Genomic DNA, 11,479 nt, shown 5'->3' with positions numbered 1-11,479 from the left:
GGGCAGCAAGGGCTTTAGTTCTTGTAGCGATTCTCAACAAGCCGAAGCTATTGAGATTTGACAATGGGATAATAAGGCCTTCGAGCACCCCGAAAACCTGCTAATTTTGCTCACCAAAAGACAATGGAAAAAGTCATACCAAATCAAAGAATATGCATGATAGATAGGGCGCCGAGAATGAAGTCATATTCCGTGAGCGTTTAGTTTCCTCGGGTCGCTGTTTCTACCGATGGCATCCGTTACTCCCTTTTTTCAATTTGGCATCAGGGCTAGCCAAGTCCAGGGCGGGCGTCAAGTTGACAGGAGCGCAAAAGCCGCATCTTGATTGGCAGTTGGATGGGGCTGTGCAAAGCACAGTGTTTCGCTCGGGCTATGGGTGAGTTTTGGGACTGGGCGTCTCCGGGGGTCTGCGTGCTACATTGCGCCGATGGGGAGCGCCGCTACGCCAGAGTCTCGGGTCAGTCACCCACCAATGGCTTTCGCGAGCTCAGTATCCTGGAGTCGTGATCGGCAGGTGTGGCGCGAGGGGCTGGCAGTGGCAGGCTAGGTTCAGTGGTCCCATGGGCGACCGCGACGAGTATGGTACTAAACCAAGCATCCTTAAACGGTTATCATTGGCGCAGAGGAAGTGCATGGGCATAAATAAGAAGCCTGCAATACAAGTCTGCGGAACCGATGCAGCGGCTACCGTCGGCAGCAGAATTTGGATGCGAAGAAATTAGTAGGGCTTCGACGCCGTGTGATGGTGTTGCAGTTGGGGAACAACTGGGTGTGAGTACATCCTTTGCTGGAGAAGGGAGTGACGTTGGCGATGAAGAGGGCTTAGCCGAGAGGCCGTTCACAATCGCTGAGATGTTGATGAAATGTGGCTTGGCACTCATCTCCCCCTTTGGTGAGCAGTGCCGTTGAAGCTTGGGTATCTTTAAAACTCCCGTAGCATTTGTCGCAAGCTGATGCGCCAGTGTGGTAAGCGATCGCCCAGCAGCCCGGCCAGTTTTTCCCCGTCGAGCACCGAATAGGCCGGACGCTTGGCAGGGGTAGGGTATTCGTGAGTCGCGATCGCCCGCACGCCTTCGATTTTCAGTGGAAAACCCAGGACGCGCGCTTCCTCGAAAATGGCAACGGCAAAATCGTACCAGCTCGCAACACCGCTGTTGGTGCAGTGGTAGATTCCGGCGCGATCGCGATCGTTCAGATGGGGCAGTAACTCGGCGATCGCCCGAGCGAGGTCGCCAGTCCACGTCGGGGAACCGATTTGGTCGCAGACCACGCGCAGCTCCTCTCGGTCCTTACCAAGACGAAGCATGGTTTTGACGAAATTGCTCTTGCCGCGCGACCCGTATACCCATGCCGTCCGCACGATGCCGTAGCGATCGCAGGTCGCGCGGATGCCTCGCTCTCCGGCCAGTTTGGTTGCGCCGTAAATGCCGAGCGGTCCGGTCGGGTCGTCTTCGCGATAGGGCGAACCTTTACTCCCGTCGAAGACGTAATCGGTGGATACGTGCAGCAAGGGAATACCGGCATCCCGAGCGTAGGCTGCTAGCGCAGTCGGGGCATCGGCGTTGACTGCTCGTGCAAGGTCCGGCTCGGCCTCGGCTTTGTCAACCGCCGTGTATGCAGCCGCGTTCACGATCGCGTCCGGGCGCACGTCTTCAACCAAACCGCGCAGCTGCTTTGGCTGAGATAGATCGAGGCGATCGCGCGTCACCGCCACAACTTCGCTGCGGGCGGATAACAATGGCACGAGCTCGCTACCGAGCTGGCCGGCTGCACCGAGCAAAAGCGTTTTCGTCGGATAGGTGTCGGCACTCACGGATACACCTCCGCTACACTCAGGGGCTTGCCTTCGCGATCTTTGCGCGAGAGCACGGGTGCAATCGGTTCCTCGGACCACACGACGCCGACCTCGGGGTCGTTCCACAGCAGCGAGCGTTCGTGCTGCGGCGCATAGTAGTTCGTGGTTTTGTAGAGAAAGTCGGCAAATTCTGATAGCACGTAAAATCCGTGCGCAAAGCCTTCCGGTACCCACATCTGCCGTTTGTTGTCCGCACTCACTCGGCAGCTAACCCACCGACCAAACGTCGGCGAGCTCCGGCGCAAGTCCACGGCGACATCCAGCACGTCTCCAGTAACTACCCGCACCAACTTGCCTTGTGCCTGCTGAATTTGATAGTGCAGTCCGCGCAGAACGTTGCGCGCCGATCGCGAGTGATTGTCCTGGACGAACTCTACCTCGCGTCCGATAGCCGCGTTGAAACCGTTACGGTTATAGCTTTCGCTGAAGAAACCGCGATCGTCGCCATACACCTCCGGTTCGAGCACGACCACATCGGGAATTGCAGTCGGGATTACTTGCACGCGCGTACCTCCACCAAAATCGCGATAAACCGCCGGTCATACCCAATCCGCCAGAATACTATCCGAGTCCGATGACAGCAATTCCTGCAGCATCCTCATCTGAAGATTCAGGTACGGCAAGTAATTACGCGGAGCTGAGATCGCACCCTTAACCAGCAGCAAGCCGCTTGTCAAGTCGGAAGCTGTTGGCAAGAGCATGCGGTCAACCCCTACAACCATTAAGATGAGGCGGTCGCAGCGTCAAGCACGACGACGCTCGCGCAACTGCCGCCATTGGCTCAGATACTGCTGCCGCGCGGAAAGCGTCAGCGGCGACAAAAATTCGCAGGCATCCAGCACGCCGGTATTGGGGTAGAGGACCGATTCCCCACGTACCGTCGGGGGAATCACCTCTGGATCGAGCGCGAGCAATACCGGCGAAGCTGCATCACTCAGTTCAGTAAGGCGTGCGGCAATGTCCGGCCGCCACCAAAATCCGAGCCACTCCTCTCTCAGCTTGGTGGGTTCAGTCCGTGCCGATCGCGGTTGCACCCAAGTTTCGGTCCACAATGCCGTTCCCGAACGCGGCATGATGGTTTTGAGGGCCGGGTAGCGCGATCGCAGCGCGAGGAAATCTGCCGACCACCCGACGGCCAGCCAAGTATGTCCGAGCATCAGCGGCTGCAGGTAATTGTCTGAGCTGTAGAACTTAACTTGCTCCTGCAAGGCGTCTAGCTCAGTCTGAAGCTCGGGGACGCTTGCGAGATCTGGGGTGTTGTAGGATCGCCCGAGTTTCTTCAGGGTCAGCCCGATGACTTCGCGCGGGTGGTTCAGCAGCGAAAAGCGATCGCGCAGCTCCGGCCGCCAGAGGTCGGACCAATCTTGTGGCGGCTCGAGATCGTTGTCGGCAAACAGGTCGCTGCGGTAGGCGATCGCGGTGCAGCCCCAGCGGTAGGGCGCGCCCCAAAAGTTGCCATCTGCCGCAAACCGGCCGATTTTGTCGCGCCGCACGGCTGCCTGCCATGGTTCCGGGACGCGCTCCCAGCCGGGAATCGACTCCACCTCTAGAGGCTGCAGCAGTCCATCGGCGATCGCTTCGGTCAACCAGAAGTCGCCGAGGGTTGCCAAGTCGGCGGGAACGGGCGATTGTCCGAAAGCCAACAAGCCCTGCAGTAGCGATCGCTTGCTCGGGTCGTGCAATAGTTCGAGGCGATCGGCAATCTCCTTCAACTGCCTGACGGGGCGGATTTTGGCATCGAGGCGATCGCCAAACTCTCTTCGGAACGCTCCGACCAGCTGCGGGGGTAACGATCCCTGCAGCAAACGCACGCGCAGATCCGCACCGCGCCAGCCACACCCCGCAAGTTGGGCGATCGCGAGCGCGCTCATTCCGGTCAGTAGTTGGCGGCGAGTGGGCATGGCTGTTGGGCGCGCCGAGGTCGGCGAAAGGAGGACGAGCAAGCTAGACCGATGGTGTCAGATGGGGCAGCGATCGCACGAGCCAGTTAGACCGGGAGTGCGAGCGCCACCCGATTTTAAGCCCCGACCCCGAATCTAGCGCAGCTCCACCGCGTTTACCGGCGAGCCAGTTAGTCCCAATGAGCGGGCGCGCGACCGAACATGACGGTCAGATCGCGGAGGCGATCGCGTAGCTCGTCGGTGAGGTCGGCTTCGGCGTAACGCCAGTACCAGTTCCCTTCCGGGCAACTAGGCGTGTTCATGCGCGCATCACTACCCAGCCCGAGTACGTCCTGTAGCGGCACGATCGCCAAATCCGCCACCGAACTCAACGCCATCCGGATCAAGCTCCACTGAATGCCTTCAGGAACAATGCAGCCGAGATGCGCTTCGACGCGACCGCGCTCCCAATCGCTCAGCTGCGAGAACCAGCCGATAGTCGTGTCGTTGTCGTGAGTGCCCGTGTAAACGATGCAGTTACGGTTGTTGTAATTAAACGGCAAATACGGATTGCCCGGGTCCGAGCCGAAGGCAAAGTGCAAGATCTTCATACCCGGGAAGCTGAAGCGATCGCGCAGGGCTTCTACCTCGGGTGTGATGATGCCCAAGTCTTCCGCCACAATCGGCAAGTCGCCGAGCTGTTCGTTCAGTAGCGTGAAGAACTCTTCCCCCGGTGCTTCGATCCAGCGTCCGTTCCGCGCGTCGGGCTCGCCTTTCTCCACTGCCCAGAAGGCTTCAAAGCCGCGGAAGTGATCGATACGGATGATATCGACGTAATCGAGAGTGCCTTCAAACCGGCTGAGCCACCACTTGAAGTGATTGAGTTGAATTTGCTCCCAGTTGTAGACCGGATTGCCCCAGAGCTGGCCCGTTTTGCTGAAGTAATCGGGCGGGACGCCAGCCATCAGCGCGGGTTCGAGGGTTTCCTCGTCGAGGTGGAAGATATCCTGGTGTGCCCAGACGGCCATGCTGTCGTGGGCGACGTAAATCGGGATGTCGCCGAGGATGTAGATGCTGCGCTCGTTGGCGTAGGTCTTGAGGTTCTGCCACTGCCGATAGAACTCGAACTGTAGGTATTTGTGGAAGCCCACCTCTTCCGACAGCCGCCCGCGCCAATCCGCAAGGGCTTCTGGCTCGCGCCGAGCGATCGCCTCGTCCCATCGATGCCAGCCTTTGCCGCCGTAGGCATCTTTAATCGCCATGAATAAGGCAAAGTCGTCGAGCCAATGCGCGTGGCGATCGCAAAAGACCTGGTAGGTATCGTCTTCGCCTTCGTTATCGCCATCGTTATCGTTCTCGCCGGCATGCACGGTTGCTTTTTCAGCCGTCTTGAACGCTTGAAACGCCCGGTGGAAGAGCGGAAACTTGGTTTGATAGACGCGATCGAAGTCTACGCGATCGCTGGGGAAGTCGGGGATGCCTTCGAGATCCTTGTCTTCAAGCAAGCCCTCTTGGCGCAGGATATCGGGACTGATCAACAACGGATTGCCCGCTAGCGCCGAATACGACAGATACGGCGAATTTCCATAACCCGTGGGACCTAACGGCAGGACCTGCCATAGCTGCTGACCGCTCCCGGCAAGGAAATCGACAAAGCGATAGGCTTCTGGACCGAGGTCGCCGATTCCGTAACGGCTGGGGAGGGAAGTCGGATGAAGCAGGATACCGCTCGCGCGCTGCAAATGCATGTTTTCAGGTGCCTCTCGGGTGTCGCAGGTCGGGTCTCCTGCCCATTGAAACACGATTTTCCGAGCCCGCACGCCCGTTACCGCGTCCCGATCGCGGAGAGATGGCGTCCATTTCCGAAGTGGCAAGGCAAAGTAACGGTCGCACGCGGACAGCTACCGAGCGGTGGAATCACCCGTTAGCTCGTCGTTAATTGGAATGACCGCGTTGCGCCAATTCCGATCGGCTACCGAGTCGTCGTTGACAAGCAGGACGGCAAACGCGATCGTGTTCCGGTCGATATCTGAGGGTCCCCGATCGGGTTGAAGTCGCAATACGACCTTCTACAAGGCCTCGGGAATGCTGATATTGAAGGAGCGACCCTTTGACGGGGGCATAAAACGGACAGGAGCTCTGAAACGTATGAATAGACTTCAGTCTATCGCCGAGGATGCGCGAGCGGAATTTGCCTAGCAATCGGAAGCCACCTACCCAACCATCAGCGCGATCGGGTTTCGACACTAGGAGCAAGTTATCCCCTACTTCAATTTCCCGCAGGAAATCCGGCGAGTGATTGACACGACCAACACGATTGAATTGCCGAAGTAATTATTGGGGAAGATATTGAAGACCAAGGGGTCGCTTTTTTCAGAAAAAGCGGTCTTTAAGATGCTCTACCTAGGGCTGGCGAAAATTGCCGAGAACTAGACGATGCCGTTGGTATAAAGGAAGTCGGCGCTAGCGCGATTTGCCATCGAGTATCTCAGATTCTTCACCAACTGAGATTCACTTACATATAAAAATAACTTGACACTCCCCAAGCAGTTATTTACTTGGAAATGTTGCCGTTGATACTGGCTAGGCTCGCGGCTGAATCCTTATTTTTACAGATGCCCACTAGACTAAAAGAGTCATGTACCATATAGGCGATCGCACTATCCTGACGCTGAAATGAGTTGCGATCGACATCTATTACCTGTGTTTGCCACAGCTTCGATCGAGCTGTCAGCCATGAACTCAGTTCGCCGCACCGTTCTCCGTCTGTCGCTGCGTCCGTTTGCGATCGGGGCAGCCTTGTCCGCTATTGTCCTGAGTGCCGCTTGTAGCAGCGAGCCTAAGGCTAGCGCCCCGCCTCCGGTTAGGGTCACGTTAGCGGCGGTCTCTTCCGGCACCATTGAAACGAGCTCGCGTTTCGTCGGCAACCTTGAAGCCACCGAGCTTGCCGTTGTTAGGTCCGAGATTCAAGGTCGCATTGTCAAAGTCACGGTCCAAGATGGGCAATCCGTTCAGCCGGGAACGGTGCTCTTGGAAATCGAGCCCGATCAAACTGCCACGCAGCTCGATGCAGCGATCGCTCAACGTGCCAGTGCCGAAGCCGTGCTCGATACGGCCCGTCAGGAGTTGCGCGTTTCCGAAGCCGAGCTCGCGACTGCCGCGTCAAATCTCGAGCTCAAGGAAGTTAATTTCGCGCGCGCCGAATTCCTCGTCGAGCAAGGCGCGATCGGGGAGATTCGCTACGACCAAGCCAGTCAGGAACTCGACGAGGCTACCAACTCTCTCGCCGCCGCCGCCGATCGCGTAGAGGCTGCCAGAGCTCAGATCGCTCAAGCCGAGGCCGGCGTACGGCGTGCTGAAGCCGATGTGGAAACCCAGCGCATCACCTTAGGGTTTAAAACGGTCACCGCTCCGATTTCTGGCATCCTCGACGACATCCTCGTTAAAGTCGGCGACTTTCTGAACGTTGGGGATGCCGTAGTCACGGTTGCCGAAAACCGCGCCCTCGACCTCCGCATTCAGGTGCCCTCCAACCGTTCGGGTCAGCTGCGCGAAGGGCTGATCGTGGAACTGTACGACCCAGCTTCGAACAAGCAGATCGGTGAAGGGATTATTAATTTCATTGCTCCCACTGTAAACAGCGATTCCCAGCTCATCCTGACCAAAGCCCGCTTCTTTCCCGGCACCGATGGCAAACTACGCGACGGACAATACGTTCAGGCGCGGATCATTTGGGAAACCGGACCCGGCTTGCTCGTTCCGACCATTGCCATCACAAGGATCAGCGGGCGCTCGTTTGCATTCGTCGCCGAAGAGGCGGAGGGGCAACCCGTTGTCGTCCAAAAGCTCGTGGAACTTGGTGACGTTCAGGGCGACTCTTTTCAAGTCGTGAGCGGTTTGGAAGCCGGCGATCGCGTTGCCGTTTCCAACATTCTCAGATTGCGAGACGGCGCCCCCATTCAAGAAACATCGGCTCAAGAAGCAGGATCGCAGACCCAATCACCAGCAGCGTCGCAAACGGAGTCGTAAGGAACCAGTTATGGCTGTCTTTTCCATTGCGGGTAACTTCATCAAACGACCGGTCCTGACGACGGTCACCACGCTGGTCATCCTTTTGATCGGCGGTATCTGTATCCCCCTACTGCCGATCAACTACGTGCCCGACATTGCCCCGATTCAGGTGCAGGTCAATGCGCTTTACACCGGTGCAGACGCGAACACCGTTGAAGATACCGTTACGACGATCGTCGAAAGGGAGATCAGTGGCGTCCAAGATATGGACTACATGACCTCCCAAAGTTATTCGGGCAACAGCAGCATTCAGGTGTTTTTCCCGTCGTACACCGACAAAGATATCAACCAAGTCAACGTTCAAAACCGCGTTTCTCAATCCCTATCATCGCTGCCCGAGCCCACGCAGCGCCTTGGGGTGACCGTCGAATCTGCTTCGACCAGCATCTTGCGGATTTACGGAATTTATTCGCCGGACGAACGGTACGATGCGATCTTTCTCAGCAACTACATCGACGCCAACATCATCGACCCCCTCAAGCGCGTGCGCGGCGTGGGCGACACGCGGATTTTCGGCGACAAATTCAATGCGATGCGACTCTGGGTCGATCCCGATGCGCTCGCCAGTCGCGGGTTGACGGTTCCCGACGTCACGGCAGCCGTGCAGGCCCAGAACATCGTGATCGGCGCGGGAACGATCGGTGCCGAGCCCGTTCCCGAGGGGCAAGCCTATGAGTTCCCTTTACGAGTCCGCGGTCGCTTCGCAGATGCTGCCGAGTTCGAAGACTTGGTGTTGAAGACGGAAGACGATGGCACGCTCGTGCGCCTGCGCGATGTGGGCTATGCAGAACTGGGAGCGGAATCCTATACCTCTAACGGCTACGTGAATGGCGTTCCCGGTATTGGAATTGCCATCTATCAGGCTCCGGGAAGTAACGCGCTCGATCTCGGACGGCGCCTTGAAGAAACGATGGACGAGCTGCGGGCGAATTACCCCCCAGGACTTGGAGACGAGCTCGTTTATGACACCACGGATTTCATCGAGGTCTCGATCAAGGAAGTCGTCATCACGCTCCTTCAGGCAATTGGGCTCGTGATTGCGGTAATCTTTGTCTTTTTGCAGGATTGGCGGACGACGGTGATTCCGGCAGTAGCCATTCCGGTGGCGTTGATCGGCGCGCTGGGCTTTGCCTTTGCGTTCGGCTTCTCGCTCAACAGCTTGACATTGTTTGGTTTGATCCTGGCAACAGGTTTGGTGGTGGACGACGCGATCGTCATCGTAGAGGCGGTCACTACCAAGATGGAAACTGGGATGACCGCAAAGGAAGCCTCGGTCGAAGCGATGGGCGAACTGACTGGGGCAGTTATCTCGACGTCTTTGGTGTTGATGGCCGTGTTTATTCCCGTTGCGTTTTTCCCTGGGACGACGGGTGCTTTGTACCAACAATTCGCGCTCATTCTGGCGTTCGCAGTGTTGGTTTCCACGTTCAACGCCATTAGCTTTAGCCCGAGTATGTCGGCAATCCTGTTGCGTCGGAAACAACAGGGTGGACTGATGGATAGGATATTCACCCCCTTCAACCGGGCCCTCGCTTGGCTGCAGAGCAGCTATAAATCGTTCGTCGATTTCTTGATCCGCGTGCGTTTCCTGGTGATGATCGTTTTCGGAATCGGGATAGCGACCACCTACTACATGTTCGTGAGCGTGCCCACGGGTTTCGTTCCCCTAGAGGATCAAGGCATCTTGCTCGGTATCGTCCAAGCTCCAGACGGCGTGCCGCTTGCAACTACCGACGAGGTGCTGGGTGAAGTTGATGACTTCCTCCTCGAGCTACCCGAGGTGAGCTCGACCTTTACGGCAAGTGGTTTCAGCTTTGAAGGAGCGGGTTCAAATCAGGGACTCTTTTTTGCACGATTTGAACCCTGGAGCGAGCGCAAGGACTCCGAGTCCTCTGCAGATAGCGTGATCGCTAAGTTCAACCGCCATTTCTCCCAAAACCAGCAAGCGATCGTTGCAGCATTCAACCCTCCAGTCATTCAAGGTTTCTCCATTACCGGAGAGCAAGAACTGCAGTTCCAGGATCGTAGCGGCGGTCGTCTGACCATTGACGATTTGCTTGAAAGTGCGGCTGGTGTGCTGAAGGCGGCGAATGCAGACCCAGTCATCGGGTCGGCGCGGACGCAATTTACTGCTGGCACGCCCCAACTCTCGATCGAGCTGGACCGCACGCGCTTACAAGCAGCCAACGTCGATTACCAACAGGCCTTGTCCACCATCGGTGCTACTATCGGCTCGTCGTATGCCAATGACTTCTTGCTCGGTGCTCGTACTTACAAGGTCTACATCCAAGCAGTCGGAGATTATCGCAACACGCCTGAAGACCTCAAAGACCTTAACGTGCGATCGCGCGACGGGAAAATGATCCCATTCGGCGAATTCGCAACTATCACGCCGATCACGGGACCCCCGATTATTACCCACTACAACGGCTATCGCGCGATCAAACTGCAAGCACTGCCCGCACGGGGGTCGAGTAGCGGTCAGTCGATCGCGGCCATGAATAAAGCCGAAGCTGAAGCCGCGATCCCCGGAACTCAAAGCGAGTGGATCGGCATTGCCAAAGAGGAAATAGCAGCTGGCGGCCTTGCCGTGTTGATCTTCGGCTTCGGAATCATCATGGTGTTCCTCACGCTCTCAGCGCAGTATGAGAGCTACATCGATCCGCTGATCATCCTGCTTACCGTGCCGCTGGCTTTGCTTGGGGCGCTCTGGTTCGTGTCGATGCGCGGGCTGGTGAATGACGTTTATGTGAACGTCGCGCTCGTGATGTTGATCGGCTTGGCAAGTAAGAACGCAATTCTAATCGTCGAATTTGCCAACCAGAAGCGCGAGGAAGGACTCAATTTGATCGAAGCGGCTAAGACAGCTGCCGGGTCGCGATTTCGACCCATCATTATGACGGCAATCTCCTCGCTTGCCGGCTTCTTCCCCCTGTTGATCGCCAGCGGTGCGGGTGCCGCCTCGCGTTGGGCAATTGGCTATGCCTTGTTCGGCGGCTTAGCCGTAGCAACGGTGTTGAGCTTACTCCTCGTGCCCGTCCTTTATGTAGTCATTAAGAAGATCGAAGCAGCAGTTCTTGGCAAGTCCGACGGCCATGAATCCGGCGACGACGAGCCGCCAACCGATCCAAAGCAATCTTCGGCGGTGACTGCGTTCGACAACGGCAATACCAGCAAGCACCCAGAGGCACCAACACCCGGCGAACCGACCGCACCCCAACGCTACGAGGAAGGCGAAAACCCGGCGTAGCAACCGATATCCACACGAACCCGGAGCAATAGCATGAACAGCAAGCGGATCCTCTTCTCCGGCCTGATGACAGCTCTCATCGGATTTTTCTTGCTGATATTCCTTTATAAGGTCGCTACTCCACCTTACAAAAGCCAAGTTTATCAACGCTTGCAGCGAGTGTACGGGATCGTCGGAGCAGCCGGTGGGTTCGTGTTTGGGATGAGTCAGGAAGCTCTCCGACAGATGAAGAAACAGCAGGATGAAGAGGAACGAGCTCGAGCGCGAAACCAAGAGGAAGGCAAACCAGATTAGCCTGAGATCGCATGTGCACTGGAGCTTGCACCTCCGGGCGAGCCATTCTTACAATCGAGGGCATTGGGGGCGCAACGCTTCATCTCAATCATTCAAACCTATAGAGTGAAAGGCTTCCAGTTCATACTC

Annotated in this window: 8 protein-coding genes; 3 read left to right on the top strand and 5 right to left on the bottom strand. The window is 57.1% G+C overall.

Annotation, left to right across the window (positions count from 1 at the left end; translation table 11 throughout):
* Positions 1 to 922: 922 nt before the first annotated feature.
* The 5 genes from rfbD to KR51_RS19215 form a co-directional block, all read right to left on the bottom strand.
* On the bottom strand, positions 923 to 1,813 hold the full coding sequence (gene rfbD / locus KR51_RS03920; RefSeq protein WP_022605031.1) for a dTDP-4-dehydrorhamnose reductase: 891 nt from the start codon (positions 1,811 to 1,813) through the stop codon (positions 923 to 925).
* Positions 1,810 to 2,358 carry a dTDP-4-dehydrorhamnose 3,5-epimerase gene (gene rfbC, locus KR51_RS03915; protein ID WP_022605029.1) on the bottom strand — a complete coding sequence of 183 codons (549 nt, stop codon included), beginning with the start codon at positions 2,356 to 2,358 and terminating at the stop codon, positions 1,810 to 1,812. The genes rfbD and rfbC overlap by 4 nt, the downstream gene beginning before the upstream one ends.
* 240 nt (positions 2,359 to 2,598) lie before the next feature.
* Positions 2,599 to 3,756: an extracellular solute-binding protein gene (locus KR51_RS03905; protein ID WP_022605025.1), complete on the bottom strand. Its 1,158-nt coding sequence runs from the start codon at positions 3,754 to 3,756 to the stop codon at positions 2,599 to 2,601.
* 170 nt (positions 3,757 to 3,926) lie between these two features.
* Complete coding sequence (malQ, locus tag KR51_RS03900) at positions 3,927 to 5,609, bottom strand: 4-alpha-glucanotransferase (RefSeq protein ID WP_269634873.1); 1,683 nt, start codon at positions 5,607 to 5,609, stop codon at positions 3,927 to 3,929.
* Between the two features lie 27 nt (positions 5,610 to 5,636).
* Positions 5,637 to 5,795 carry a hypothetical protein gene (locus KR51_RS19215; protein WP_156914964.1) on the bottom strand — a complete coding sequence of 53 codons (159 nt, stop codon included), beginning with the start codon at positions 5,793 to 5,795 and terminating at the stop codon, positions 5,637 to 5,639.
* A gap of 676 nt (positions 5,796 to 6,471) precedes the next feature.
* Between KR51_RS19215 and KR51_RS03895 the strand changes: the two genes are divergently transcribed.
* Genes KR51_RS03895 through KR51_RS03885 form a run of 3 tightly spaced genes read left to right on the top strand, consistent with a single transcriptional unit; the run spans position 6,472 to position 11,350 of the window.
* Entirely contained in the window at positions 6,472 to 7,764 is a 1,293-nt protein-coding gene (locus tag KR51_RS03895) for an efflux RND transporter periplasmic adaptor subunit (RefSeq protein ID WP_022605021.1), read from the top strand.
* Positions 7,765 to 7,774: 10 nt separating this feature from the next.
* Positions 7,775 to 11,056, top strand: a complete 3,282-nt coding sequence (locus KR51_RS03890) for an efflux RND transporter permease subunit (protein ID WP_022605019.1) — start codon at positions 7,775 to 7,777, stop codon at positions 11,054 to 11,056.
* 33 nt (positions 11,057 to 11,089) lie between these two features.
* Complete coding sequence (locus KR51_RS03885; protein WP_022605017.1) at positions 11,090 to 11,350, top strand: hypothetical protein; 261 nt, start codon at positions 11,090 to 11,092, stop codon at positions 11,348 to 11,350.
* Positions 11,351 to 11,479: the final 129 nt, after the last annotated feature.

The sequence above is a fragment of the Rubidibacter lacunae KORDI 51-2 genome, assembly GCF_000473895.1.
GTDB classification, from domain to species: Bacteria; Cyanobacteriota; Cyanobacteriia; order Cyanobacteriales; family Rubidibacteraceae; genus Rubidibacter; species Rubidibacter lacunae.
The sequence above is the reverse complement of the archived record's forward strand: the minus strand, read 5'-3'. Positions and strand labels throughout refer to the sequence as shown.